Here is a 26,526-nt window from a genome sequence, read left to right as displayed (position 1 = left end):
ATCAGACCTCCTTCATGGGCTTGACGATCTTGACGTAGGCCGCGACGATCGCGATCACGATGAGGAAGGCCACGACCGACAGGGCGCTCGCGACGTCGACCTTCTTCTGCAGCTCGATGTACTTGAAGATGAGCGTCATGATCGTGTCGGCGCCGTAGCCCGGGATCGACCCCGTCATCACCTTCAGGATCGGCAGCGAGTTGAAGACGTTGATGATGTTGATGAGGATCGCCACGGCGAGGGCGCTGCGCAGCTGCGGCAGGACGATCGACCAGTAGGTGCGGGCGGCGCCGGCGCCGTCCATCTTCGCGGCCTCGATCGCGTCGGCGGGGACCGCCTGGAGCCCCGCGAGGATCGTGTAGGTCGTGAAGGGCAGCGACACGAACACCGCGATGACGATGGACCAGGCGAACGCCGTCGTCGGGTTCTTCGTCCAGCCGTAGCCCACCGCGTCGTCGGAGAGCCCGATGTCGTAGAGGAACTTGTTGAAGACCCCGAAGTACGGCTCGAGGCTGTAGTAGAAGACCATCGTGGTCATCACCACGGACGCGGCCCACGGCACGATGACCGCCATCCGCACGAGCTGGCGCCCCGGGAACGCCTTGTTGAGGATCTGCGCGAGGCCGAGCGAGATCACGACCGTGAACAGCACCACCGACACGACCCAGACGATCGTGCGGACGAAGATCGGCCAGAACTCCGGGAACGTGAAGACGGTCACGAAGTTGTCGAAGCCGACCGAGCCCTTGTCCAGGCCCGAGAGCGAGATGTCACGGGTGGAGTTGAAGAACATGACGCCGGCGGGGAACAGCACCACGCCGATGATGAGCACCAGCGCGGGGGCGATCCACGGCAGCGCTTGCAGGAGGTCCCGTCCGCCGGGGCGACCGCGCACGGCCGTCCCGGCGTCCGGAGTGCGGGGGCGGCCGGTGGCCGCCCCCGCGAGGTTCGAGGATTCTGTCGTCTGGCTCATGGGGGATTCCCGAACCTCTCCGTTCCGCGGGTCAGCCCGCGTCCACCTGGTCCTGGATCTGCTTCAGCACATCGGCCGCCGGCTGATCCTGGATCTGTCCGAACAGCGACTTGAAGGCGCCGTCCGCTGCCGACCACTTCGGGTTGGTCGACGGGTAGAACTGCGCGTCGGGCAGCACGTCGAGGAACGGCTTGAGGGACTCCTCGCCGGACAGCTCCTCGGCACCGGACTTCGTGACGGGGAGGAAGCCCTCCGCCTGCACCCACGGCACGTAGACCTCGGGCGAGTAGAAGTAGTCGAGGAACTTCGTGATCGCCTCCTGCTTGTCGCCGTCGTTCTCGAACGCCATGAGCTGGTCCATGACCCCGAGGGTGAACGGCGAGCCGTCCTTGGTCGGGATCGGCACGATCGAGTAGTCGAGGTCCGGGTTGTTGTCGGCGATCTGGCCGACCGTCGGCGGCAGGCCGACCTGCATGCCGATCTTGCCCTGGATGAAGATGTCCATCAGCGGGGAGCGCTGCGTGGAGCCGGGGTCGGCCTGGGTCGCCCCGGCGTCGATCATCTTCTTGATCTGCTCGGCGCCGACGAGGTTCTCCGGGGTGTCGATGGTGATCTCGGACGCGTCGCCGAAGGATCCGCCGCCGCCCCAGAGCCAGACGGCAGCCTCGGCCTGCGCCTCCTCCGAGCCGAGCGGCATGCCGTAGCCCGCGACACCGCCGCCGAGGGCGGACACCTTGGTCGCCGCGTCGAGCAGGGAGTCCCAGTCGGTCGGCGCCTCGACGCCCGCCTGGGAGAGGAGGTCGTTGTTGACGAACAGGGCGCGTGCGGAGGCGATCATGGGCAGGGCGTAGGCCGTGCCGTCGACCTCGGCGTTGGCGAGGAAGGAGTCCTGGAAGTCGGAGTAGACGTCGTCGGACACGACCTCCTCGACGGGGTAGAGCAGCTCGTCCTCGACGAAGCCCGCGAAGGGGCCGCCGTTGTAGATGTCGGGCGCCTCGCCGGCCTGGACCTTCGTGGAGATGACCTTCTCGAGGTTGTCCCACGACTGCACCTCGAGGTTGACCTTGATGTCGGGGTTGTCCTTCGTGAAACCGTCGATGACGTCTTCCCAGAGACCCTTCGTGGCGTCGGAGTAGCTGGGGACGAGCAGGTCGAGCGTGCTGGCGTCGTCGCCGCCGCCGCTGTCTCCTCCCGATCCACCGAAACCGCAGGATGCGAGCGACAGCGTGGCGACGGCCGCGACCGCTGCGGCCCCGTATCGCCGTGACTTGTTCATGGGCATTGCATTCCTCACTGTGGGTGCTGCTCCAGCGGGCGGGGTCCGCTCTCCGGAGAGGGGGGTGGTGCACAGTCGCAGAACACTCCACGCGACGGTGCGTGATGATCACGCCGCCGAGGTGGTCGCGATCGTCCGAGCGGGGGCTCGGGGGAACTCGTCCTGATTATTTGTCAGGCAAACAAACAAATCAAGATGTTGCTCTCTTGGGACGAAATACTATGATCGGATTACGCCCGAAACAATCACAAGTACGCAACAACTCGTCCGAAAGGCCTCATCATGACCGATTCGCTGCCCGGCGCGCACATGCGCGAAGAGCTCCGCTCCCAGCCGCAGATGTGGGCCACCGCCGCCGAGCTCACCGCGGAGCAGGCGCTGCTGCCGGCTCACGGGGCACGGGTCGCGGTCGTCGGCTGCGGCACCTCGTGGTTCATGGCCCAGTCGTACGCCGCCCTGCGCGAATCGTCCGGTCACGGCGAGACCGACGCGTTCGCGGCCTCCGAGGCCTTCGTGGACCGCGGCTACGATGCCGTCGTCGCCCTCACCCGCTCCGGCACCACGACCGAGGTGCTGGAGCTCGTCGACCGCATCAAGGGGCGCACCCGCACGATCGGCGTGATCGGCGACCCCGACTCCCCGCTCGTCTCCCTCGTCGACGACGCCGTGCTGCTGCCGTTCGCCGACGAGCAGTCGGTGGTCCAGACACGCTTCGCCACGACCGCGCTCGCCCTCTTCCGGGCGTCGCTGGGCGAAGACCTCTCCGGGGCCATCGCCGATGCGACGGCCGTGCTCGCCGAGGAGGGCGACGACATCGCGCTGCGCGACGCCGAGCAGTACACGTTCCTCGGGCGGGGCTGGACGATCGGCCTGGCCCACGAGGCCGCGCTGAAGCTGCGCGAGTCGTCGCAGTCCTGGACCGAGGCGTACCCGTCGATGGACTACCGCCACGGTCCGATCGCGATCGCCGCCCCGGGCCGGGTGACGTGGCAGTTCGGAGAGGCGCCGGAAGGACTGGCCACGGAGGTGCGCGCCACGGGCGCCCGATTCGAGCACCGCGCGATCGACCCGCTCGCCGACCTCGTGCGCCTGCACCGGACGGCCCTCGACCGTGCCGTGGCCCGCGGGCTCGACCCCGACCAGCCGCGCAACCTCACGCGATCCGTCATCCTGGATGCATGACGCCAGCGATCCCCGGAGCCGAGCGATGACCCCGAACGACGCCGGCGAGAAGCTCGCCGCGGTGCGCACGCTCGGTGCCGGGTCACCCGTCCTCGCCTTCGACGTCGGCGGGACGGACATCAAGTCGGCGCTGTTCGACGCGGACGGGCGGGCGCTCGGCCTCCGCCGCACGCCCACCCCCACGGCCGACGGCGACCGCACCCCCGCGCTGCTCGACCGGCTGGAGGTGCTCGCCGCGCAGCTCCGCGACGAGCATCCCGACGTGGTGCCTCGCGCCGCCGGCCTCGTGGTGCCGGGGATCGTCGACGCAGCCGCCGGGATCGGCGTGTTCGCGAGCAACATGGGCTGGCGGGACGCGCCGCTGCGCGCGCTCGCCGCGGAGCGTCTCGGCCTCCCCGTCGCGTTCGACCACGACGTGCGCGCCGCGAGCTGGGCCGAGCACGAGCTGGGCGGCGCGCGGGCCTACGACGACGCGGTGATCCTCGTGATCGGCACCGGCATCGCCGGGGCCCTGCTCGTCGGCGGCCGCCCCTACACGGCCGGGGGCTACGCCGGCGAGATCGGGCACTCCCCGATCGCCGACGGACCGGTGTGCCCGTGCGGTGCCCGTGGCTGTCTGGAGGCCGTCGCCTCGGCGGGCGCCATCGCGCGCCGCTACCGGGAGGCCACGGGGACGACCCCGGACGGCGCCAAGGACGTCATCGCCCGGGCGGCCGCCGGGGATCGGGTCGCCGCCGACATCTGGGACTCGGCGCTGGACGCGCTCACCCTGTCGCTCGCGCAGCTGACCGCCGTGGTCGCCCCTGAGGCCGTGGTGATCGGCGGCGGACTGTCGCGGGCGGGCGGCGCGCTCTTCGACGAGCTGCGCACCCGACTCGCTGCCCGCCTCAGCTTCCACCGCCTCCCCGCGCTCGTCCCTGCCGAGCTGTCCGGCAACGCGGGACTGATCGGCGCCGCCCTCCGCGCCAGGGAGCTGGCATGATCCTCACCGTCACCCCGAACCCCGCGCTCGACCTCACCTGGCAGGTCGACCGGCTTGCGGCAGGCGGGACGCACCGCGCCGACACCGGGGCGTCCCGCGCCGGTGGCAAGGGCCTCAACGTCGCCAGGGTCGCGCACGCCGAGGGGGCATCCGTCCTCGCGCTGACCACGGCCGGCGGTCCGGTCGGCGCGGAGTTCGCCGCGGAGCTCACGGCCAGCGGCGTGCCCCATGTGCTCGTGCCCGTCGCGGCCGACACGCGTCGCAGCATCGCCCTCGTCGACGAGGCCGCGGGCGACACCACGATCGTCAACGAGCGAGGGGTGAACCCGACAGATGCCGAGTGGGGCGGGCTCCTCGCGGAGGTCGTCGACCGGCTTCCCGGTGCCGCGGTCCTCGTCGTCTCCGGGAGCCTTCCGCCCGGGGCGCCGGAGTCGCTCGTGCCGATGCTCGTCGCGGTGGGTGCGGACGCCCGCGTCCCCGTGATCGTGGACACCTCCGGCCAGGCCCTCCTGAGCGCTGCCGACGCCGGAGCGACCGTGCTCAAGCCCAACGCCGCGGAGCTCGCCGAGGCCACCGGCATCGACGACCCCGTCGAGGGCGCGCGGTCGCTGCTGGCCCGGGGCGCCGAGCTCGTGCTCCTGTCGCTCGGGTCCGACGGCATGCTCGCCGTCACCGCGACCGATCTCCTGCACGCCCGACTCGACGAGCCGCTGGCCGGCAACCCGACCGGTGCCGGAGACGCCGCGGTCGCGGCCTGCGCCGTGCTCTCCGCCGAGGGTGAGCGCGATCCCGAGCGCATCCTCCGTCGCGCGACCGCGTGGTCGGCAGCCGCCGTCCTCATGCCGCTCGCCGGCGACATCTCCCCCCGCTGGCGCGCGCTCGAGGAGCAGCTCCGCGTCTCCCGCCCCGACCCTGCCTCCTTCCGGAAGGACCCTTCGTGACCCTCGTCTCCGCTCGGGAGCTCGTCTCCGCGGCCGCCACCGCCGGCACCGGCATCGGTGCGTTCAACGTCATCCACCTGGAGACCGCAGAAGGCCTCGTGCGGGCCTCCGCGCTCGCCCAGCTCCCCGTGATCCTGCAGATCTCGCAGAACTGCGCCGACTACCACGGCGGTCTGGAGCCGGTCGCCCTCGCGACGCTCGCCGCGGCGCGACGAGCAGAGACCCCGGTGGCGGTGCACCTCGACCACGCGGAGCGGCCGGAGCTCGTCGACGAGGCCGTGGCCCTCGGGTTCGGCTCGGTCATGTTCGACGGCGGCGCGCTGCCCTACGACGAGAATGTGGCGCTCACGGCCGAGGTCGCCGCCCGGGCCCGCGCGGCGGGAGTGTACGTGGAGGGCGAGCTCGGCGAGGTGGGCGGGAAGGACGGCGCCCACGCCCCCGGTGTCCGCACCGATCCGGACGAGGCGCGGGCGTTCGTGGCCGCGACGGGAGTGGACGCGCTCGCCGTGGCCGTGGGGTCGTCGCACGCCATGACCGACCGCACGGCCTCCCTCGACCTCGACCTCATCGCCCGCCTGCGTGCGGCTCTGCGCGGAGCCGCCGCGGACGGCACCGACGTCCCCCTCGTGCTGCACGGCTCGTCCGGGGTGGCCGACGCCGTGATCGCCGATGCCGTGCGCGCCGGCATGACCAAGGTCAATGTCTCCACCCACCTCAACGGCTTCTTCACGCGCGCGGTCCGCGAGGTGCTCGCCGCCGACGAGCGTCTGGTCGACTCCCGCAAGTACCTCGCTCCCGCCCGCGCCGCCCTCGCGGACGAAGCCGCCCGGATGCTGCGGCTGTTCGCCCTGCTGCCGTCGCAGAATCCCGCTCCGGTCGCAGAGGTTCCGGTCACGGCTGCGACCTCGACGCGAAACGACGACCGGTGAAGCGCGCGGCCCGACTGCACGCGATCCTCGACCTCCTCGCGGCGGACGGAGAGGTGACGGTGGAGGAGCTGGTGGAGCGGTTCGGGGCCTCCCCGGCCACCACCCGCCGCGACCTCGACTCCCTCGCCGAGCAGCGGCTGCTCACCCGCACGCACGGCGGTGCCGTGGCGCAGACCGTCGCCTACGAACTGCCCCTCCGCTACAAGAGTCATCTCCGCACGCACGAGAAGGAGAGCATCGCCCAGACCGCGGCGGCGCTCGTCACCCCCGGCATGGTGGTCGGGCTCTCCGGCGGCACGACGACCACGGCCATCGCGGCTGCGCTCGCCGCGCGCGAGGATCTGGCGGCGGAAGGCGGGATCACGGTGGTGACGAACGCGGTGAACATCGCCGCCCAGCTCGCCACCCGACCGGAGATCAAGGTGGTCGTCACGGGCGGGGTCATCCACGCGCGCACGTATGAACTTGTCGGCCCGTTCGTCGAGCAGCTCCTCCGCGGCGTGCGGCTCGACCTCGCCTTCATCGGCGTGAACGGGATGGATGCGGTAGCCGGGGCGACCACGCAGGACGAGCGCGAGGCGGCGGTGAATCGCATGATGGCGGAGCGGGCGCGACGGGCCATCGTCGTGACCGACGGCAGCAAGCTCGGGGCCGAGGCGTTCTCCACCATCGGCGGGGCGGACCTCTTCACCACGGTCATCACCGATCGAGGAGCCGACGAGGCCGCCCTCGACGCGCTGCGCGCTGCGGGCTACACGGTCCACCTCGCCTGAGGCACCCCGGACGCCCCGAGGGCCTCGGCGTCCCCAGATCGCCGAGGCCCTGCAGGAGCATCGCGGCTGCATACCGCGACGCTCCCGGAGCAGATGGTGTCCGTCTCGTCTTCCCGCTCCCCAGCGGCGTTTCCCCAGAACCGACGGCGCCTCCCTCGTGCCTCTCCCTTCGAGGCCTGTCGCTCGACACCTTCCGAAGAACAGGAGAAGGCCGGTGCGGTTCTGATACCTCGATCCGGGAAAAAAGTCAGAATCCGTTGCCGTGACACTGGAACGGGGCGGAAACCCCCGTCGTGAGCGCGGCGCTCGCCAGGGCGTCGGCGGCAGACGCGCCGGCAGAGAGGCCGTCGTGGACCGCGGTCAGGAGCTCGCACGCGTCGTCATCCGGCACCGTGACGGGGGCCGCGATCACCGCCTCCGCGCCCGCATGCAACCAGACGCGCGTCATGCCCAGGGCCTCCTCGCCCCAGCGCACGGAGGACCGCCCCAGCTCGCACGCTGAGAGGATCACGGTCCGCGGCACCCGGGCGATGAGGTCGACGTCGTAGCCGAAGAGCACCCCGTCGGCGAGTTCGAACCCGGAGAACAGCGGATTGTCGACCGCGTGACGCCCGTGCGCGGCGATATGGAGCACGTCGACGGAGGCCGCCAGCGCGGTGACGGCGGTCACGGTCGCGGTGGTGTCCTGCAGCATCCGGGTCGTCCCTCGTCCCGCCCACGACTCCGCCGCGCGCTGGACTTCTTCCGCCGCCCGCGGCACGCGCGGTCCCGCCGCGAACCCGACGCTGGGGGCCGAGGAAGCCGAGGCCTCCCCGTCGAGCCAGCGCGAGACCGAGGTCGCGAGGGTGAACGGCACTCCGTGCATGCCGGGGAGCATGGCCCACGGCACCCCGCCGAGGATTCCGGGAACGGTGATCACGAACCGCGCGGCACCCGCGGCGGCCCGACGCATCGGCGCGAGCAGCTCCTCGTCGAGGACCGCGAGGCGCGCCGCCAGAGCGCGCGCGGTCACCGGACCCATCGCGCCGTCCCGCGTGAGCGCGGCCATGTCGAGGTCGGCACGCAGGCCGTCGAGAGCAATCCGCACCTGCGGCCACGACAGGTCGACGAGGGTCGCGGCGTCCGGCTGCACCACCACCCCGTGCAGGCCGGTGCCGGTGTAGACGTAGGCCAGAACTGCCGTGTCGGCCGGCAGCAGGGCGGCGGCTTCGGCCAGCGTCCGGCGCTCCCTCGTCGCCCCGGAGCCCGTGGCGGACCACTGCCGCTCCCGCACCCGGTCGCGGAGCGCACGGACGGTGGGGTCGGTCGTCCAGTCCGCCCCCGCGAGGTCGGCGCGCAGCATCCGCAGCTCGGCGAGGTCGGCGGCGAGGGCGTCGTCATGCGGCGGGCGCACCGGGGCGACCTGCTGACTGAGGTGCCGGGCGCGCTCGGACCACTCGAAGAGCGTCGCCGGGTCGCGGCGGCGGACGGCCGCCGCGAGTCCCGTGAACACGAGGTCGCTGGCATGCATGGCGACGGAGGCCTGCAGGTCGAGGGCGCCGAACGACCGCTGCCACGCCGACAGCAGGTCGAGCCCGGTGGCCGCGGCGCGCAGCGCCTCGCCGTCGCGACCGCGTCCGGCGGCGCGGGCCGCGCGCACCTCCTGTGCGCGGAGTCGCAGCGGCGTCGGAGCCGAGGCGGGGACGCGCGGGAGGCGACCGGTGCCCTCACGACGAGCGGTCAGCCGCAGGGCCGTTGCCTCGGTGCGGAAGCCGCTCCGGTCGAGCTCCTGCGCCACCCGCTCCCACGCGGCGGCATCGAGGGGACGATCGGACCGGATCCGCTGTCGCGCTTCCAGCTCCACCGCCGCGGCGCGGGCCGCCCAGCCGCTGCTGCCGAGGGAGGTGAAGCGGCGGGCGGCCGTCCTCGCGGTGCGCGCGGCGGCCCGGGGATCGTGCCGGACGAGCGAGCGGGCGAGGTGGAACTCCGCTTCCCCGCGGGCCTGGCGCATCCGCTGGGCGCCGAACTGCACGGCCACCTGGGCGAGCAGGGCCTCTGCCTCGGTCGTCAGCCCAGCGTCGCGGAGTACCTCGGCGCGGTCGAGGTCGCTGATGGCGGTGGCGAGGGCGCTGGTGGCGGCGAACGTCGGCCGGGACTCGGCCATCAGGCGCAGCGCCGACACGAGGTCGCCGCCGAGGAGTGCGGCATAGCCGAGGTTGTGCGTGGCCTCCGCGAGGGAGTCCCGTTCGTCGTGCGCCTCGTAGATCCCGATCGCACGACGGAGATCGGCCATGCAGGAGTCGAGCTGGTGGCGCTGCATCCGCACCACCGCCCGGTTCATCAGGCAGTTGGCGAGCGCGGGGGTCTCAGCCCCGGCGCCGAGGGCATCGATCGCGGCGGTGAGGCTCGCCTCGGCCTCCTCCAGCCGTCCGCCGTGCATGAGGAGGGCGCCGAGCTGCCCGCCGAGGAGGGCGACCGTCTCGGCCTGCAGCCCGTCCCTTGCCAGCGCCTCCCGGCACAGCGCCTCCGCGGCCGCGGGCTCGCCGGTCTGCGCGAGCACGTAGGCGGTCGTCCCGTCGATGCGGGCGCGGAGGTCGGCGTCGTCGGTGCGGGCGGCGGCCTTCTCCAGTTCCCGTCGGGCGCGGGTGAACTGCCGGGCGTTGGCCGCCTCGACGCCGCGTCGGTGCAGCGCGCTCGCGGACAGGGGCATCCGTCCAGGATGCCGTGCCGGAGTGGCCGTGCGGAAGGGTGCGAGGTGTCAGGACCCCTCGTGCGGCGTCGGCAGCGACGTCAGGACGGCGGCGACGGCCTTCGCGGCGACGGCGGGCTTCACCCCCTCGGCCGGGACGGCGCCGAGCTGGGCCGCGACTCGGCCGGCGATGTACGGAGCCGCGAAGGAGGTGCCGCTCCACACCGCGAAGCCGCCGCGGTAGTCGTCCGGGTCGAGCGTCTCGCGCGGCAGCCCATCGATGTCCGCGCGGGTCGCCGCCTGCGCGCCGCCGACGAAGGCCGGCGAGGTGCTGACCACGGCGGCGCCCGGGGCGTACACCTGCACCCACGGGCCGACGTTCGAGAACAGGGCGACAGAGTGCGCCGACGGGTTCAGGGCGCCGACCGACACGTGCGGAGCGCCGTCGTCAGACGGCAGCCCGTTGTCGGCGCCGGGCCACGGCCACAGCGAGGCGGGGAACGAGGGCCGGTCGATCGCGTCGTTGCCGGCCGAGCAGACGACCACGCAGCCGAGCTCTCTGGCCTTCGCGAGCAGCTCGTACAGGGTCGTGCTGAAGAGTCCGTCGGTCGGGGTCTCGTGGTAGTAGCTGAGGGAGAGGTTGAGCACGTCGATCGGGAAGCCCGTCTTCGGGTCCTCGCGGTGCCGCCGCAGCAGTTCCACGACCTGCGCCACGGTCTCCAGGAGCGTGCTCTCGTCGACCACCCCGAGCGCGCCGGCGACACGGATGGAGAGGATGTCGGCGTTCGGTGCCGCCTGACGCACGAGGCCTGCGATGAAGGTGCCGTGCCCGGCGACCGCGTCGATCTCCCCGTCGAGCTGCCCGTACAGGTCGGGGTAGCGTTCGGGGTCGGCGTCGTCCGTGAAGCCCACGGGGACGCCGTCGAGCTCGACGTGCCGGGTGACGATGTCGGACGGCAGCCAGGCGTGCTCGCCGCAGCCGGTGTCGAGGATCGCCACGACCGGCCGTCGTCCGCGCTTCGGAGCGGCGGCGCGAGCCGGTGCGGGTCCGAGCCAGGTGACCGGCTGCCGCGCCCCGCGTCCGGGCTCCAGGTAGTCGTCGCTGCCGCCACCGCCGGGAGCGGCACCCCGGACGGGATTCGTCCGGGTGAACGGGTTTGTCCGCGTGAACGGGTTCGTCCGGGTGAACGGGTTGAGTCCGACCGGATCGATCGAGAGCACGTGCTCGAGGCTGGTCCGCGGCATGGTCGAGCGTGACAGCCGGCGCGCGCGCTGCAAGACCCGCCAGGCGTCGGGTGCCACGGGGGATTCGCCCCTGGTCGGCTCATCCGGCGTGGTCAGGCGCGCCCGCAGGAACCCCGCGACGCCCGGCACGAGCTCGCCGTTCCCGATCTCGCGCTCCGGAGACTCCAGTTCCAGCCGCCAGCCGAAGGAGTCCGCGGCATCCCTCAGGGCGCGCAGCTCGCGGTCGTACGCCTCCTCCTCGCCGAGGGCGCGCGTGATGAGCAGGCGCTCCGGCAGGTACGCGGTGGGGAACGCCCGGATCCCGTCCACCGGTTCCGTGCTGGGGTCGAGGGCGGTGCCACGGCGGATCGATCCCTCCGCGCGGTCCTGCCAGGTCCATCCCTGGGGCTGATCCATCGGTCATCCTCTCCGTGGGCATCGACGGCGACGGCGCCGGCGATGCGGGGTCACAACTCGAACTGCGGGGTCTCCAGGGTGCGGGTCTCGTCGCCGACCGTCGCGGTCAGGCGCACGCGGCTGAGCCCGGACGGCACCTCGTCGAACACGAATCGGCCCGTCTCCGCCGGGGTCGTCCGGCGCTCGCGCTCGCCCTGCAGCAACAGGATCTCCGCGGCGGCGGTGTCCACCCAGCCGTCGATCCGCCGTCGCCCGGACGCGGTCGTCGTGACGTGGAGGAGGATGCTCGTGCTGCCGTCGCTGAACTGCAGGGTGAGGGCGTCGGTCTCGCCGCGGACCGCGCCGCGCTGGCCTTCCACGAGCGTGAGCAGCGCGTACTCGCGGTTGAGCCCGTCTGCGGCGACCGCGGCGACCATCCGGTCGATCAGCCCGGCAGGGACCGGATCGACCTCTCTCCAGAGGCTGCGCAGGCGGGCGAACAGCCGGGCGTCGTCCTCATCGCTCATGATCGTCCCTCCGTCCGAGTGGCCGGGGCGTCGAGGAGGTCGCGGAGCTTCGCGAGGCAGCGGCTGCGAGTCGGGCCGATGCTGCCGACCGGCATGGAGAGGTCGCGCGCGAGGCGCGCGTAGTCCGGACGATCCTCGAAGGCGATCACCCGGAGCAGGCGCTGACACCGCTCGGCGAGGCGGCGGACGGCGGCCCAGAGCCGTCGGTTCTCGTCGTCGAGCGCGGCGTGCTCCTCGGCGGACGCTTGCTCCGGAAGGAGGGCGTCCAGGTCGTCGGACTCCGCGGTGTCGACGCGACCGTTCGCCTTGCCGACCTTCCAGGCCTCGCGGCGGGCGGTGGTCGTCAGCCAGGCGGAGACGGCGCGCGAGTCGGCGATGGCGCCGTGGCCGCGCACGAGCTGGAGCCAGGTCGTCTGCACGACGTCTTCCGCGAGGGTGCGTTCGAGGCCGTAGGCGCGCACGACGTGCCAGAGCACGGGCGTCATCAGCCGCACCAGGTCGTCCATCGAGCGGCCGTCGCCATCGCGCCACGCATCGAACAGGTCCGCGGCGCGTTCCCAGCGTGCGCGCCCGTCGTCGGATGCGGGATCGAAGGCGGCGCCGGGGGCACCGTCGATCATGAAGCCCATTGTGATCACACCTACCAGGAGCACGGCAAGGGCTCGGTGATACATGTCGCCGTCCAAGAATTCCGACGGCCCGATCCGTGGTGCCACGCCGCCCTCGCTAGCGTGGAGGGGTGATCGCTCTCGTCGTCGTGCTGTTCCTCAACGCCGGTTTCAACGTGCTCGTCTGGCCGCGGTTCTACACCCGCGTCGCGAAGGACCCGCGTGCCAGGGACGAGAACGGCAAGGCCACCCCGTTCCTCCGTGTGCACGTCATCCTCATCGCGATCGCGCTTGCGCTGGTCGTGGCCTCCGCGGCGGCAGGCATCACTGTGCTCGCGCTCGCGCCATGAACCGGTGGTCTCCTATCGGCTCTGATGTGACGGCCACCGACATCGATCGCGACCACTGTCCCGGGTGAGCCGCCGGCGAGATGTGTTCAGCTCTACGCGTTAGACGTCTCTGAACAAGACGAGAATCGGGAGAATCGGCACGGCGGTTGTCGCAGGATTGGTTGCTGAAGGGTGATTCGTGCGGATCGGTAGCCTGGGAGCATGCCGGAACTCTTCCGAAGTGCCGCCGGAAGCTTGCAGGAAGCCGGGTGGACGTTTGAGCCGCCGACGTCGATGGAGAACGGCGTTCCCTCCCCGCTGCGCGCGGCACCCGAAACGGTGATCCGCTGGGTGTCCTCGTTCTCACTCCTGTCGAGCTCAGACGAGACGGTGTGGTTCTTGTCCCGCGACGACTACTCGACCGGCGCGGAGGGGGCGTTCGCGTGGAACGAGTGTGAACTGCTGAGCATCCAGGCTGCGACGACGGATGATGAGGCGGTCGCGGTCTCCCGTTTCTGGAGGCGCCACGCACCCATCCTGCTTTCCGTTCGCAACGGATACGAGTACCTGGCGGTGCGAGACGACGGAGCAGTCGTCCACGGTTCCGAGCCAGAGTTCGAAGAAGCGGTCGTCGTGTTCTCTCACTTCGAAGATCTGCTGAGGTACACCACCGCGCGGCCGGCCCGGCGCGACCAGGTCGTCGACAGCTTGCTGTTCGGTGCCGCCGACGTCACTGGCCCGACGCCAGGCGACTAGCGCACTGTCTCCCGCTCAGTCCCCCTCGTACCGGGCGGCGTGCGCGGCCCAGCGAGACTCGACCGGGAGGCTGCGGAGGGCGCGGTTCCCGATCGCGAGGGCGGCGGCCACCACGCAGAGGGCCGCGCAGATGAGGATGGTGCCCTGTCGTCCGAGCCCGGCGAGGCCGAAGCCGGCGATGAGCGGGGCGAGAGGCATCGCGCCCATCGCGAGGACCCCCATGGCGCTGTTCGCGCGTCCCAGCAGACGTGACGGCGTGGCCACCATGAAGTAGCCCATCATCCCGGCGTTCAGGGCGGGGACGAGGAGCACCGTGGCACCGAGGACGGCGGCGACGGTCCACGGTGCCGACGCGAACGACAGCACGACGGCGCCGAGGGCGACCACTGCGAGCCCGCCGATCGTGAGCACGCCCGCCGGGATCCGGGGCACGAGGAGCGGGGCGACGATCGCGCCGACGAGCATCACGGCGCCGATGGCCGCGCTGACGGTTCCGATGAGGAGTTCGGAATGGCCTGCCTGCTGCAGCGCATAGACGGCCGTGGTGATCGCGGCGTTGAAGCCGAGGTTGACGATGGTCATGATGAGCATGACGCCGCCGAGGTCGGGGCGGGACAGCAGCCAGCCGAAGCCCTCGCGGAACTCCCGCCAGGCGTTCGGGCGCGCGGAGGGCGCGCCGCCGTCGTCCTCGTCCAGAGCGCCGACGTCGGCGATTCCCGCGCGCCGGACCTGTCGCCCGAGGAGCCCGGCGGTCACGGCGGCGACGAGGTGGCACAGGGTCATGGCCGCGCCGACGAGCCAGCCGCCCACCCCGAGGAGCAGGCCGCCCAGCGGGCCGCCGGTGAGCTGAAGGGCCGCATCGCGCCCCTGGTTCGCGGCCTGCGCGCGCCCCATCGCGTCGTCCGGGACGATCTCCTTCAGCGCGCTCTCGCCGGCGACGTCGAAGAGGCCGCTCCGCGCGGCCAGCAGCACGTCGATCACGAGGAGGGTCGCGAAGGTGAGGGAGCCGCCGAGGGCGACGAGCGTGAAGGCGCCGGCCAGCACGATCCCCAGAATCGAGCCGACGAGCATGAGCACGATGCGCCGGTGCCGATCCGCGATGATCCCGCCCACGAGCGTGAGCAGCACACGCGCCACCGTCCCCGCCGCCGCGATGATGCCGGCCTGTGCGGGGTCGTTCGTGATGACGAGCGCGAGGAGAGGGACGGCGAACCCGAAGAGCGCCGAGGCGAGCCCCTTGCTCGTGTCGCTGACGAGCCAGGTGAGGTAGCGCGTGTTCTGCCACAGGCGGTGGGGCGGGGTCGTCGTGCTCATGGCTCGACGATAGTTTCGCAAGAATAATTGCGCAACTGTTCGTGCGCATTTGCGTGACTAGGATCGGGGAATGGCTGACGACGCGGAGAAGACCTCTCGGGAGGACGCCGCCTTCATGACGTCGGCGATGCTCAAGGCCTACTCACACCCGCTGCGCCGGCAGATCCTGCGCCTCATGGCACGCCGTGGTTTCCTGCGCGCCGCGGACATTGCCGGCGAGCTCGACGTGCCGGCCAACAGCGCCAGCTTCCACCTGCGGGTGCTCGCCGAGGCAGGGCTCATCGAGGAGGCTCCGGAGCAGGCCAGGGACCGCCGCGACCGCGTGTGGACGGGACGCAAGGGGGCCCTCAACGTCGGCGGTCCGGAGAGTCCCGTCGCGGATCAGGCGCTCGGCGATGCGGTGGTCGCCGCGCTCGCGGAAGACCACGTCGACCTGCTGCGTCGGGTGGTGGCCTGGACGCCCGAGTACGTCTCCGGTCGCACCGCCGAGGTGCACGCGTCGTTCGTGCAGCGCACCATCCGGCTGACCGAGGCCGAGTTCGACGACGTGATGCACAAGATCAACGACGTGCTCTCCGCCGCCGACACCGCGCACGACGACACGGATCCCGCGGGGCGTCACTGGCAGCTGGACATCGTCGTCGCCGACGACACCATCTGACTCACTCGTCGTCCTCGCCCGGGCGCTCGCCGCTGAGGATGAGGATGCGGCGGAGGTGCATCGCCGTCAGCACGCCCGGTCCCATCGAGCTGCGCGCGTCGAACGTACGGTCGTCGACGCGCTCCAGCAGGAGTCGGATCGCCCGTGCCGCCTCCCCACGGCGGCGGTGCGCCGCGCTCGAGGCGGGGTCCTCCTCCGCGATGACGTCGGCGACGGCATGGCAGGCCGCCGACAACGGCTCAGGCAGGGCCGGGTCCAGGGGCATGGCCGCCGGACGCTCCCAGATCGTGTCGGCCGTCGCGTCGGCGATGTCCCGGATGAGGTGCGCGATGCGGTCGAGGGTGGAGAGCTGCTCGTGGATGGGGGCGGTGCCCGCCTGCCGGCGGCGCGCGCGCGGGTTGTAGCGGACGCTCTCGTCGGCCTCGGCCAGGGCGGCACGGAGGTCGGCGGTGGTCTCGGCGAGCGCTGCGGCATCGCCCGCCCACTGCGCGGTCTCCGGGGGCCAGGATTCCGAGACCGCTGAGCCGATGTCGTGGAGGTGCCCGGCGAGCTGTCGTCGGAACTCCTCCACCCGGGCCTCGGCCGATCCGATGAGCGGTGCGGGGGCGAAGAGGAGGTTCACCGCCAGACCGATCACGATCCCGACCCCCATCTGGGCCAGGTAGCCGAGGGAGTAGTCGTCCGCGTTCTGACCGCCGATGATGAGCACGAACAGCGCCGCCATCGGGACGTACTCCTTGCCGACGCCGAACCAGCCGGTGCCGGAGACGAGGACGCCGAGGCCGACGACGAGGGGGATCGTCCACCACGTCGGCCCGACGGTGAGCACGATCAGCGCGGCCAGACCGATGCCGGTGGCCAGACCGAACAGGGTCTGCAGGCTCGACCGCATCGACCCCATGAGCGTGGGGTACATGCTCACGAGCGCGCCCAGGGGTGCGTAATACGGGTACTCGTCGGTGACCCCCGGCATGTGCGGCGCGATCGTCCACGCGAGCCCGACGGCGAGCGCCGTCTTGACCACGAGGAGCAGGCGCGCGGGGCGGACGGCCTCACGGAGGGTGCGGGCGAGGTACGAGCGGCGTTCGCGGACGCGCAGGCGCGAAAGGTCGGGCGTCACGTCATCCTCTCCTCGCGGCGGTCGGGTGGTCCTGTCCGGCGAGGATAGGGCGGCGCGCGGCGTGCGGCCACCGGGTTGCCTCGGCTCCGGACGCCGGGTAGAGGGCGGCCGGACGCGGATGCCGCGACCGCGCGGGGTGCGCGGCCGCGGCATCCGCGGATTCCGGTCGTCGCGTCAGGGAGTCGCTCGACGGAACGCGAGGAAGGAGACGACGCTGAGGACAGCGACGACCACGAGTCCCCAGAGGGCGAGGCCCACGGCCCCGAGGTCGAGGATGCCGAGCCACACGTCGCCCCACAGCTCGAGCCGCGTCACGAGGAACACGACCCCGACGAGGAGGAGCGCCAGGGCGACGCCGACGATGGTGAGCACCATCGGGCCCCAGCTCTTGTAGATCGTCGCGCCGGTGAACCCGACCACGAAGAAGAACAGGGCGAGTGTGAAGTAGACGACGAAGGCGCCGAGCGGGCCGGCCTCCCACAGCCACGGCAGGTGGAACACCCAGCCGTTCACGCCGTAGCCGTTCGTGGCCAGCTCGATCGCGCCGCCGAGGAGGAAGAGGATCCCGAGCAGCGCGCTGCCGAGGATCGCGGTCAGCAGCGTTCCGATGAAGAACTCGCGCCGGGTGACGCTCATGGCCTGCGAGAAGGGGAAGGTCAGGGTCATGGCCGACAGCCCGATCGCGAAGAAGTACCACAGCGGCGCCTGGCCGCCTCCGCCGTACTTGGGGGCGTCGCCGGGGATCATCGCGTAGATGAGGACCGAGATCACCACGGCCGAGGCGAGGATGATCAGCGGCACCCAGACGAAGGTCTGCCGGTTGATGAGCTGCAGGCGGATGACGTTGAGTGTGCGTCGCATCAGCGGACTCCTTCCGTTGCGGCCTCGGCCCTCGTGGCGGCGCGGGTCTCGGCCTTCTGGGTGAGGCGGACGATGAGCTGCTGCAGGGACACGGGGGCGAGGTCGAGGCCGGCGGCCCGCACCTCCGCGCGGTCGTCGGCGGTGAGCGCACCGAGCACGGTGACCGAGGCGACGCGGCCGAGCTCGTCCCGGTGCAGCACCTCGCGATCGCCGACCCAGGCGTCGACCTTGGCGGCGTCGCCGACGACGGTCACGGCGCGGTCGCGGACGGCATCCGTGTCCTCGTTGAGGAGGATCTGGCCGTTGTCGATCACGATGACCTTCTCGATGAGGTTCGCGACCTCGTCGATCAGGTGCGAGGAGAGGATGATCGTGCGCGGGTGCTCCGCGTAGTCCTCCACGAGGCGGTCGTAGAAGATCTGCCGGGCGACGGCGTCGAGCCCGAGGTAGGGCTCGTCGAAGAACGTGATCTCGGCGCGGGAGGCCAGGCCGATGATCACGCCGACCGCGGAGAGCTGCCCGCGGGAGAGCTTCTTGATGGTCTGCTTCATCGGCAGCTGGAACTCCGCGATGAGCTCGTCCGCGAGGCTCTGGTCCCAGTGCGGGAAGAACAGGCGCGCGGCGGCGAACGCGTGCCGCGGGGTGGCATCGTCCGGGTACTTCTGGCTCTCCCGGACGAAGCAGATCCGGCCGAGCACATGGGCGTTCTCGTACGGATGCTCGCCGAACACCTTTACGGTGCCGGAGGATTCGAAGTTCTGGGCCGTGAGGATCGACATGAGTGTCGTCTTCCCGGCGCCGTTGCGGCCGAGGAGCCCGTAGATCGAGCCTCCCTCGAGAGCGAGCGACACGTTGTCGAGCGCCCGCTTCTCCTTGTAGCGCTTGGTGAGGTTCTGCACCTCGATGACGGCGGTCATGCGGGGTTCTTCCCTTCTGGGGTGGGGGCGGATGCGGCGCGCTGACGGAGCAGGTCCGCGAGGTCTTCCGCGCCGAGGCCCAGCGTGCGGGCCTCCGCGAGGAGCGGGTCGATGTAGCGGTCGGCGAAGGCCGCGCGGCGCTCGCCGAGGAGCAGTTCCCTGGCGCCTTCCGAGACGAACATGCCGATGCCTCGGCGCTTGTGGAGCACTCCCTTGTCGGTGAGCATGGCGACTCCCTTCGCGGCGGTGGCGGGGTTGATGCGGTAGAACGCGGCGAGCTCGTTCGTCGAAGGGGCCTGCGCCTCCTCGGCCAGCGAGCCGTCGAGGATGGAGTCCTCGATCTGCTCGGCGATCTGGAGGAAGAGCGGCTTGCCTTCTTCGATCACGAGTCCTCCGCGGTTGCTGGGTTACTTACTTGACTAAGTAACCACGGAACCAGGGCGGTGTCAAGCAACTGCTGCCTAGGCTGCGGGGGCGAGCTCGCGGCGACGCATCAGGGTCAGGGCCCCGGCGCCTCCCGCGACCAGGGCGAGCACGAGCCACCACAGGCCGCGTATATCCACGCCGCTGCCGTCCACCACCGGGGTCACGCCGAAGGGCGAGAGGTTCATCGTCCAGTCCGGCAGTCCGAACAACGGGCCGAACAGCCCGAACAGGGTCGCCAGCAGGACGAGGCTCCACGCGACGGCCGTCGTCGCGCGGGGGAGCAGCACGAAGACGAGCGCGGTGAGCACGGCGAAGACCGCCGCCGCGAGGGCCTGCCCCGCTCCTGCCACGGCGACGATGCGGTACAGCGGATCCGCGCCGCCGTTCACCCGGATCCCGACCCAGCCGGCGAGCACCGCGGCGGCGACCACGATCAACACCGCGACTACGCCAACAATCACGTAGTCGGCGAGCCAGCGCACACGACCGACCGGGGTCGCCAGCACGGCTTCGGCAGTGCCGCGCGCCTCCTCCTGCCGTGCGCGCACCACGATCTGCACGGCGCAGCACGCGGCGAGGATGCCGAGAAGGGTGAAGAACACGGTGACCACGACCTCGTCGAGCCCGCCCGTCGCTCCGCCGATGGTGGTAAGGATGTCGGCCACGGCCGGGTTCTCGCCCGAGATCCGGTCGACCAGTCCGCTCAGGGTGGTGGCGAGGATGCCGGTGATCGCCCCGCCGACCGCCCATCCCACGATCGCTCCGGACGTGAGCCGCCACACCAGCGCGTGAGGCGAGGCGAGCGCGGGCCGTGCCGATACCCGGCCGGGGCGCTCCGCGACGAAGCTCGCGTCGATGTCGCGCAGCGACTGCAGGGCGACGGATGCGCCGGCGAGCACGAGCCCGAAGGCCAGGCCGAGCAGCATCGGCCCGTCCAGGTCGGCGTCGTAGGGGCGGCTCTGCTCCACCCATCCGAAGGGGGACAGCCACGCCGGCCACGCGCTCGTCATGCTCGTGAGATCGTCGCTCGGTGTGCCCGCCGCGTTGCCGATCCCGCGGATCAGGAACGTCGCCACGAGCACCCAGACCGTCAGCGAGTTCGCGCCTCGGGAGGTGCGAATGAGCTGCGCGGCGAGGAGGCCGATGCCGAGGAACGCGACGCCGCACGATGCCGCTGCGGCCCCCGCCAGGACCGATCCTGCGAGCGGAAGGCCGGTGGCGACCAGCGCGAGCGCCGTGAGTAGGGCCAGGGCGACGTTCGCGAGGACGCCGTGCACGAGGGTGGCGATCGTCGGAAGGCGGCGCCCGGCCGGGGTGGCCCAGACGAGCTCCGCCCGTCCCGCCTCCTCGTCGCCCCGGGTGTGCCGCATGGCGAGGAATGTGCTCATGAGGGCGGCGAGGAACGCCAGCCACGGCAGCACCTCGAAGGCCAGGAACGCCCCTTCGGACGTGCCGGACGGCAGCCCGCGGAACATCAGGATCACCGGATTCGCGAGCGCGGCCGCGAGGATGTTCTGCCGGTCGGCGAGGGTGGAGTACGACTGGCTGACTCCGGCGTATCCGGCGAAGGCCATCAGCGCCGTGCCGACGATCCACAGCGTGAGCTGCAGCCGATCACGCCGCAGCCGCTGTCCCAGCAGCACGCCGAAGGCGGTCATCACGCACGATCCTTCAGTGCGCGGCGGGTGGAAGGCGCTTCGTGCTCCGTCTCGCCGTCCTCGGCCGCCTCGAGGCCGGCGAGGTCATCGCCGTAGTGGCGCAGGAACAGCTCCTCGAGCGAGGGCGGGGCGACGCGGAGATCGCTGATGCCCAGAGTGGCGAGGGCGGGAAGCACCGTCGCCGTGTGATCGCTGTCGACGGAGAGGCGGAAGCGGTCGCCGTGCTGCGCGGGGTCGTGCACGTCCGGGATGCGGCCGACCTGTTCGAGGGTCGCTCCGGCGGAGGTGAACGACACGTCGCTGCGGGTGAGATGACGCAGCTCCGACAGGGTCCCCGTCTCCACGACGCGGCCGGCGCGGATGATCGACACCCGGTCGCAGAGCTGCTCGACCTCGCTCATGATGTGGCTCGACAGCAGCACGGTCGCGCCGTTCGCGTGGGCGCGGGCCACTTCACGCTGGAAGATGACCGCCATCAGGGGATCGAGTCCGCTGGTCGGCTCGTCGAGGATGTAGAGGTCGGCAGGCACGGCGAACGCCGCAATCAGAGCGACCTTCTGCCGATTGCCCTTCGAGTACGCGCGGCCCTTCTTGCGCGGGTCGAACTGGAACGCGTCCATCAGACGCTTCTTCTCGTGCTGGTACGAGGCGTCTCTCGTGTGTGCGCCGCGGAGTCGGGCAAGCAGGTCGACGGCCTCGCCCCCGGACAGGTTCGGCCAGACGCTGACGTCTCCTGGCACGGACGCGATGCGTCGATGCAGGTCGACGGCGCGATCCCACGGGTCTTCGCCGAAGACCTCGACCTCACCCCCGGTGCGCCGCGCGAGGCCGAGGAGGATACGGATCGTGGTCGACTTGCCGGCCCCGTTCGGACCGAGGAAGCCGTGCACCTGACCCTGCTCGACGGTGAGGTCGAGGCCATCGAGGGCATGTACGTGCCCGTAGTGCTTCGCGAGGTCGCGGGTGGCGATGACGGTGGTCATGCGCGGAGCGTACGCCCGATCCACGACGTTGTGAATCGGGCGAAATCGACACATGCGAGATCCTTACGTGCCCCGCGTACAGTGGGCTGGTGCCGGAGTTCCCCTACAGCCGCCTGCGTCGCTGGCCCGACGTCGAGGCAGACAACCTCCAGGCCCACGATGCGACCGACCTCCTGCTCGTGGAACGCGCACTCGCGCTCGACGTGCCGGGGTCAGAGACGGTCGTGATCGGAGACGAGTACGGCGCGATCACGCTCGCTCTCACGGCGGCCGGGCGCTTCGGGATCCGGGTGCACCAGGACCTCGCGACCGGACGCCGCGCCCTCGCCCGCAACGCCGAGGAGCTCGGAATCGGCGGGTTCGCGCCGCACGAGCTCGATGCCGATCTGCTCGCCGGAGCGAGACTGGTGCTGCTGCAGCTGCCGAAGGCCCTCGCCGAACTGGAGGAGATCGCCGACGCCGTGGCTCGCTGGGCCGCCCCGGAGGTGGTGCTCGTCGCGGGAGGCCGCGTGAAGCACATGTCCCTCGGTCAGAACGACGTCCTGGCGCGGAGCTTCGCGCACGTCCAGGCCCAGCGGGCGGAGCGGAAGTCGCGGCTGCTCGTCGCCACCGAACCCCTCCCCGTACCGGGGTCCCCGCCGTTCCCGGTGTCGGCGCGGCACGGCGACCTCGTCCTCGTGGCCCACGGCGGCGCCTTCGCCGGACCCCGTCTCGACATCGGCACCCGCGCGCTGCTCGATGCGCTCGACCTCGACGGGAACGCCGGGCGCCGCGTGCTCGACCTCGGCTGCGGGACGGGAGCGCTCGCCGTGTCCTGGGCGCGTGCTCGCCCGCAGGACCGGGTCGTCGCCACGGACCGCTCGGCCGCCGCCGTCGCCTCCGCCCGTGCCACCGCGTCGGCGAACGGGGTGGCCGATCGGGTCGAGGTCACCCACGACGACGCGGGGTCGGCGCTCGCCGCGGGGAGCTTCGACACGGTGCTCCTGAATCCGCCGTTCCACCTCGGCGCCAGCGTGCACACCGGCGCCGCGACCCGCCTGTTCGAGGCCGCCGCGCGCCTGCTCCGACCGGACGGGGAGCTGTTCACGGTGTACAACTCGAGCCTCGGCTACCGGGCCGAGCTGACTCGGCTCATCGGCCCCACCGAACAGCTCCGGCGCACCCCGAAGTTCACCGTGACGCGTTCCGTCCGTCGCGCGTGAGCACGGTGCGCCGAGATTGCTAGACGCTCGTACTATCCCCCGGTCAGCGCCGGAAACCTGGGCACGTCCGCAGTGCAGGATTTGCCGCTGACCGGCCATTTCGTTACGTTGGTCTGCGGGCCTGACGGCCCATAGACCAGTCCGCGGTCACGTCCTTCCTTCGATGAGCTGTGCGGCGAAGAGGCGTGGGCGTACGGTCGATCCCCTCTGCGGCGGATCCGAAATCCGCCGCCTGTGCCGCCACAGCGAAGACGTCGAACGGCCTCGTGAGGATCACCCGGGCGTGACCGAAGCAGGCTCAGCCACCCGAAGGCCGAGCCGCAGGGGAAACGTGTCCGAAACAGCACTCGAAGCGCGCCATCTGTACAAGGTGTTCGGGAGGAATCCGAGCGCCGCCGTCCGCAGGCTGAAGGCTGGAGAGAGCCGCGCCGCCGTCGCCGACGCGGGGACCGCCGCCGTCATCGACGCCAGCTTCACCGTCAACCGCGGTGAGATCTTCGTCATCATGGGCCTGTCCGGATCGGGCAAGTCGACCATCATCCGCATGCTCAATGGCCTGCACGACATCACCGCCGGCACCGTCACCGTGGGCGGCGACCCGATCACGGGCATTCCGGCCGCGCGCCTCCGGGAGATCCGCCGCGACCGGATTTCGATGGTATTCCAGCACTTCGCGCTGCTGCCGCACCGCACGGTCGCCGCGAACGTCGCCTACCCGCTCGAGCTCAAGGGCGTCGGCAAGGCCGAGCGCCAGGCCAAGGCGGAGGAAATCCTCGCTCTCGTCGGGCTCGAGGGTCAGGGTGACAAGCTGCCGTCCGAGCTCTCCGGCGGTATGCAGCAGCGCGTGGGCATCGCCCGCGCCCTCGCCGCCGACAGCGACATCCTGCTCATGGACGAGGCCTTCAGCGCGCTCGACCCGCTGATCCGCCGCGAGATGCAGGAGCAGCTCCTGGAGCTGCAGCAGAAGCTCCAGAAGACCATCGTCTTCATCACGCACGACCTCAACGAGGCCATGTTCCTCGGCGACCGCATCGCCGTCATGCGCGACGGTCGCATCGTGCAGATCGGCACGCCGGAGGACATCCTCATGGACCCGGCGAACGACTACGTCGAGCAGTTCGTGCAGGACGTCGACCGTGCCCGTGTGCTCACCGCCGCGAATGTGATGGAGCGTCCGCGCCCCGTCGTCGCCGAGTCGGCCGGTCCTCGCACCGCGCTCCGCCAGATGCGCGACGCCTACATGTCGGCGACCTACGTGGTCGGCAAGGACCGTCAGCTCGTCGGCGTGGTCACCGACCGCGACGCCGTGAAGCTCGTGCGGCAGGGCGCCACGCGCCTCGACTCGATCATCAAGCCGGTGCTGCAGAGCGTCCGCGAGGACGACGTCCTCATGAACCTGTTCGTCCCGGCCGTCGAGTCGCCGTTGCCCCTCGCGGTGACGGATGCCGACGGCCGCCTCGCGGGTGTGATCCCGCGCGTCACGCTGCTCGCGGCGCTCGGTCCCGGGCCCGGAGCGACCGAGGAGATCCTGCTGCCGATGACCCCCATGCCCCAGGCCGAGATCGACGCCGTGCTCGACGACGGATGGACGGCCGAGCCCGGCCCTTCGACGAGCTCAGGGACCCAGGGCGGGTTCGCCTCAGGGACCCAGGCGGAGGAGGTGCGCTGATGGACGGTTTCCGCATTCCCGTGGGCGACTGGGTCGCCGCCGGCGTCGACTGGATCACCGCCAACCTCGACGGCCTGCTCGACGCGGTCTCGTTCGTGGTGAGCTTCCTCGTCGACGGCCTCACCCGTCTGCTCCTCACGCCGCACTTCGCCGTCATCATCGTGATCGCGGCGCTGATCGCCTGGCTCGTGCGCTCGTGGCAGCTCGCCATCGGCACGATCCTGTCGTTCGGGCTCATCGTCGCCATGGACCTCTGGGTGCCGGCTATGCAGACGCTCGCCCTGGTGCTCGTCGCCGCCGTCGTGGCCGTGCTTATCGCGGTGCCGCTCGGCATCTGGTCGGCGCGCAATGCGACCGTGCGCGCGACGCTCAAGCCGGTGCTCGACTTCATGCAGACCATGCCGGCCTTCGTGTACCTGATCCCGGCGATCGTGTTCTTCGGCATCGGCGTGGTGCCCGGACTCGTCGCCACCGTGATCTTCGCGCTGCCTCCCGGTGTGCGCCTGACCGAGCTGGGCATCCGAGGCGTCGACGCGGAGACCGTCGAGGCCGGACACGCCTTCGGAGCGACGCCGGGGCAGATCCTCCGCGGGATCCAGCTTCCCCTCGCGATGCCGACCATCATGGCCGGCGTCAACCAGGTCATCATGCTCGCCCTGTCGATGGCGGTCATCGCCGGCATGGCCGGTGCCGACGGGCTCGGGAAGATGGTCGTCGAGGCGATCTCGACGATCAACATCCCCAAGGGTGTCGAGGCCGGACTGGGCGTCGTGCTCATCGCCGTGTTCCTCGACCGGGTGACCGCCGCTCTGGGCGCGCCCGGCGAGAACCGCTCGTCGCTGCTCGGCATGCTGAAGCGTCGCGGTTCGTCCCGGCCCTCCGCTCCCGTGGCGTCGGAGCCCGCAGCCTCCGCGCCCGCCGAGGAGGCGTCGACCGAATCCGAGCTCGCCCGCGCCTGAGCCCGCGCGTCCCCGTCTCCGTCCCACCCCCTTTCGTCCGGTGCGGGACGGAGATGGGGCGCCGGGGCGCGGATCCCGGCACGGTTTCGATCCCGGCACAGCTGTCCCGCGGCCTCGTCCGCACCTCCTGAATCACATACGGAACGCAAGAGAGAGAGTCACATGAAGAAGAAGAAGATCCTGACCATCACCGCCCTCGGGGCTGCCGCAGCGCTCACCCTCGCCGGATGCAGCGGCGACGGCGCCGGCGGCACGAGCGGCGGCGGCGACGGCGCCGAGGACAAGGGCACCATCACCCTCGGGTTCCTGCCCTCCTGGACCGACGGCCTCAGCACCGCCTACCTCCTGCAGGACCAGCTCGAGAAGATCGGCTACACGGTCGAGATGAAGACGCTCACCGAGGCCGGCCCGCTCTACACCGGGCTCGCGCAGGGCGACGTGGACATGTACCCGTCGGCGTGGCCGGAGCTCACCCACGCCTCCTACATGGACAAGTACGGCGATGACATCGAAGACCTCGGCACGTACTACGAGAACGCCAAGCTGACCCTCGCGGTGCCGGAGTACTCCGAGCTCACCTCGATCGAGGACCTCGCGGGCAAGGGCGCCGACTTCGACGGCAAGATCTACGGCATCGAGCCGGGTGCGGGCCTGACCGCTCAGACCCAGAAGATGATGCCCGAGTACGGCCTCGACGGCGAGTACGAGCTCGTCACCTCGTCGACCGCGGCGATGCTCACCGAGCTGAAGACCGCGACCGACAAGAAGGAGGACATCGTCGTCACGCTGTGGCGTCCGTTCTGGGCCAACGACGCCTTCCCCGTGAAGGACCTCGAAGACCCGAAGGGCGCCATGGGCGAGGCCGAGGGTCTGCACTTCCTTGGCACCACCGGTTTCGCGGACGAGTTCCCCGAGGCGGCCGAGCTGATCAAGAAGATCAAGCTCGACGACGAGCAGTACGGCGCGCTCGAGGACCTCGTGGTCAACGAGTACGGCGAGGGCAAGGAAGCCGACGCGGTCGACGCGTGGCTCGAGGAGTACGGCGACCAGTTCGACTGGACCGTCACCAGCTGACACCCGTCGCACGTCTCGAAGGAGGGTCTCCCGCACCGGGAGGCCCTCCTCCGTCATGGGTGACCCTTTTCGCTCGCGGTCACGGTCATGGTCGCGCTCAGCTATTACGACAGCCCGG

25 protein-coding genes are annotated in these 26,526 nt (G+C 71.2%); 12 read left to right on the top strand and 13 right to left on the bottom strand.

Annotated elements, in window-relative coordinates; translation table 11 throughout:
- Window position 1: 1 nt before the first annotated feature.
- The gene (locus tag BK819_RS04110) at window positions 2-973 is read right to left on the bottom strand and encodes a carbohydrate ABC transporter permease (RefSeq protein WP_060923387.1); all 972 of its coding nucleotides are present in this window, start codon (window positions 971-973) and stop codon (window positions 2-4) included.
- A 31-nt stretch (window positions 974-1,004) separates the two neighbouring features.
- On the bottom strand, window positions 1,005-2,255 hold the full coding sequence (locus BK819_RS04105; RefSeq protein WP_256209365.1) for an extracellular solute-binding protein: 1,251 nt from the start codon (window positions 2,253-2,255) through the stop codon (window positions 1,005-1,007).
- A gap of 276 nt (window positions 2,256-2,531) precedes the next feature.
- Between BK819_RS04105 and BK819_RS04100 the strand changes: the two genes are divergently transcribed.
- Genes BK819_RS04100 through BK819_RS04080 form a run of 5 tightly spaced genes read left to right on the top strand, consistent with a single transcriptional unit; the run spans window position 2,532 to window position 7,056 of the window.
- Complete coding sequence (locus tag BK819_RS04100; protein WP_071327972.1) at window positions 2,532-3,431, top strand: SIS domain-containing protein; 900 nt, start codon at window positions 2,532-2,534, stop codon at window positions 3,429-3,431.
- Between the two features lie 25 nt (window positions 3,432-3,456).
- Window positions 3,457-4,413 carry an ROK family protein gene (locus tag BK819_RS04095; protein ID WP_071327971.1) on the top strand — a complete coding sequence of 319 codons (957 nt, stop codon included), beginning with the start codon at window positions 3,457-3,459 and terminating at the stop codon, window positions 4,411-4,413.
- The gene (locus BK819_RS04090; protein WP_071327970.1) at window positions 4,410-5,354 is read left to right on the top strand and encodes a 1-phosphofructokinase family hexose kinase; all 945 of its coding nucleotides are present in this window, start codon (window positions 4,410-4,412) and stop codon (window positions 5,352-5,354) included. The genes BK819_RS04095 and BK819_RS04090 overlap by 4 nt, the downstream gene beginning before the upstream one ends.
- Window positions 5,351-6,283, top strand: a complete 933-nt coding sequence (locus BK819_RS04085) for a class II fructose-bisphosphate aldolase (RefSeq protein ID WP_071327969.1) — start codon at window positions 5,351-5,353, stop codon at window positions 6,281-6,283. Before BK819_RS04090 ends, BK819_RS04085 begins: the two co-directional genes overlap by 4 nt.
- On the top strand, window positions 6,280-7,056 hold the full coding sequence (locus BK819_RS04080; protein WP_071327968.1) for a DeoR/GlpR family DNA-binding transcription regulator: 777 nt from the start codon (window positions 6,280-6,282) through the stop codon (window positions 7,054-7,056). Before BK819_RS04085 ends, BK819_RS04080 begins: the two co-directional genes overlap by 4 nt.
- A 247-nt stretch (window positions 7,057-7,303) precedes the next feature.
- Here the strand turns inward: BK819_RS04080 and BK819_RS04075 are convergent, their stop codons facing one another.
- The 4 genes from BK819_RS04075 to BK819_RS04060 are packed head-to-tail and all read right to left on the bottom strand — an operon-like array spanning window position 7,304 to window position 12,491.
- Window positions 7,304-9,745, bottom strand: a complete 2,442-nt coding sequence (locus tag BK819_RS04075) for a CHAT domain-containing protein (protein ID WP_071327967.1) — start codon at window positions 9,743-9,745, stop codon at window positions 7,304-7,306.
- A gap of 48 nt (window positions 9,746-9,793) precedes the next feature.
- On the bottom strand, window positions 9,794-11,365 hold the full coding sequence (locus tag BK819_RS04070; protein WP_071327966.1) for a S8/S53 family peptidase: 1,572 nt from the start codon (window positions 11,363-11,365) through the stop codon (window positions 9,794-9,796).
- Window positions 11,366-11,415: 50 nt separating this feature from the next.
- The gene (locus BK819_RS04065) at window positions 11,416-11,871 is read right to left on the bottom strand and encodes a hypothetical protein (protein ID WP_062637543.1); all 456 of its coding nucleotides are present in this window, start codon (window positions 11,869-11,871) and stop codon (window positions 11,416-11,418) included.
- A complete protein-coding gene (locus BK819_RS04060) occupies window positions 11,868-12,491 on the bottom strand; it encodes an RNA polymerase sigma factor (protein ID WP_256209364.1) in 624 nt (207 codons plus the stop codon). Before BK819_RS04060 ends, BK819_RS04065 begins: the two co-directional genes overlap by 4 nt.
- Window positions 12,492-12,610: 119 nt before the next feature.
- On the opposite strand from BK819_RS04060, the gene BK819_RS04055 reads away from it, so the two are divergent.
- Window positions 12,611-12,829, top strand: a complete 219-nt coding sequence (locus BK819_RS04055; protein WP_071327964.1) for an SCO4848 family membrane protein — start codon at window positions 12,611-12,613, stop codon at window positions 12,827-12,829.
- Window positions 12,830-13,030: 201 nt separating this feature from the next.
- A complete protein-coding gene (locus BK819_RS04050) occupies window positions 13,031-13,564 on the top strand; it encodes a hypothetical protein (RefSeq protein ID WP_025104187.1) in 534 nt (177 codons plus the stop codon).
- Window positions 13,565-13,579: 15 nt separating this feature from the next.
- On the opposite strand, the gene BK819_RS04045 is transcribed toward BK819_RS04050, so the two are convergent.
- Complete coding sequence (locus BK819_RS04045; protein ID WP_071327963.1) at window positions 13,580-14,878, bottom strand: MFS transporter; 1,299 nt, start codon at window positions 14,876-14,878, stop codon at window positions 13,580-13,582.
- A 70-nt stretch (window positions 14,879-14,948) separates the two neighbouring features.
- Between BK819_RS04045 and BK819_RS04040 the strand changes: the two genes are divergently transcribed.
- Window positions 14,949-15,539 (top strand): transcriptional regulator, encoded by a 591-nt coding sequence (locus tag BK819_RS04040; RefSeq protein ID WP_071327962.1) that lies wholly within the window; start codon window positions 14,949-14,951, stop codon window positions 15,537-15,539.
- Window position 15,540: 1 nt separating this feature from the next.
- Here BK819_RS04040 and BK819_RS04035 read toward each other — a convergent pair whose 3' ends face one another.
- From BK819_RS04035 to BK819_RS04010, 6 genes are all read right to left on the bottom strand, one after another.
- Window positions 15,541-16,659, bottom strand: coding sequence for an aromatic acid exporter family protein (locus BK819_RS04035; protein ID WP_256209363.1), 1,119 nt, complete (start codon window positions 16,657-16,659; stop codon window positions 15,541-15,543).
- A gap of 174 nt (window positions 16,660-16,833) precedes the next feature.
- Window positions 16,834-17,520 (bottom strand): hypothetical protein, encoded by a 687-nt coding sequence (locus BK819_RS04030; RefSeq protein ID WP_071327961.1) that lies wholly within the window; start codon window positions 17,518-17,520, stop codon window positions 16,834-16,836.
- Window positions 17,520-18,437 (bottom strand): ABC transporter ATP-binding protein, encoded by a 918-nt coding sequence (locus BK819_RS04025; RefSeq protein ID WP_071327960.1) that lies wholly within the window; start codon window positions 18,435-18,437, stop codon window positions 17,520-17,522. Before BK819_RS04025 ends, BK819_RS04030 begins: the two co-directional genes overlap by 1 nt.
- Window positions 18,434-18,823, bottom strand: a complete 390-nt coding sequence (locus BK819_RS04020; RefSeq protein ID WP_025104181.1) for a GntR family transcriptional regulator — start codon at window positions 18,821-18,823, stop codon at window positions 18,434-18,436. Before BK819_RS04020 ends, BK819_RS04025 begins: the two co-directional genes overlap by 4 nt.
- Window positions 18,824-18,898: 75 nt before the next feature.
- Window positions 18,899-20,521, bottom strand: coding sequence for an ABC transporter permease (locus BK819_RS04015; protein ID WP_071327959.1), 1,623 nt, complete (start codon window positions 20,519-20,521; stop codon window positions 18,899-18,901).
- Entirely contained in the window at window positions 20,521-21,504 is a 984-nt protein-coding gene (locus tag BK819_RS04010; protein WP_071327958.1) for an ABC transporter ATP-binding protein, read from the bottom strand. Before BK819_RS04010 ends, BK819_RS04015 begins: the two co-directional genes overlap by 1 nt.
- 89 nt (window positions 21,505-21,593) lie before the next feature.
- Between BK819_RS04010 and BK819_RS04005 the strand changes: the two genes are divergently transcribed.
- The 4 genes from BK819_RS04005 to BK819_RS03990 all read left to right on the top strand — a co-directional run bounded on the left by BK819_RS04005 (window position 21,594) and on the right by BK819_RS03990 (window position 26,408).
- Window positions 21,594-22,706: a class I SAM-dependent methyltransferase gene (locus tag BK819_RS04005; RefSeq protein WP_071327957.1), complete on the top strand. Its 1,113-nt coding sequence runs from the start codon at window positions 21,594-21,596 to the stop codon at window positions 22,704-22,706.
- Window positions 22,707-23,037: 331 nt separating this feature from the next.
- Window positions 23,038-24,375: a glycine betaine/L-proline ABC transporter ATP-binding protein gene (locus BK819_RS04000; protein ID WP_071327956.1), complete on the top strand. Its 1,338-nt coding sequence runs from the start codon at window positions 23,038-23,040 to the stop codon at window positions 24,373-24,375.
- Window positions 24,375-25,334: a proline/glycine betaine ABC transporter permease gene (locus tag BK819_RS03995; RefSeq protein ID WP_060923286.1), complete on the top strand. Its 960-nt coding sequence runs from the start codon at window positions 24,375-24,377 to the stop codon at window positions 25,332-25,334. The genes BK819_RS04000 and BK819_RS03995 overlap by 1 nt, the downstream gene beginning before the upstream one ends.
- Before the next feature lie 162 nt (window positions 25,335-25,496).
- The gene (locus BK819_RS03990) at window positions 25,497-26,408 is read left to right on the top strand and encodes a glycine betaine ABC transporter substrate-binding protein (protein ID WP_071327955.1); all 912 of its coding nucleotides are present in this window, start codon (window positions 25,497-25,499) and stop codon (window positions 26,406-26,408) included.
- Window positions 26,409-26,526: the final 118 nt, after the last annotated feature.

It is taken from the genome of Microbacterium sp. LCT-H2 (assembly GCF_001866135.1).
Lineage (GTDB): Bacteria > Actinomycetota > Actinomycetes > Actinomycetales > Microbacteriaceae > Microbacterium.
Note: the sequence above shows the minus strand (reverse complement) of the source record. Positions and strands in the feature narration are given on the sequence as shown.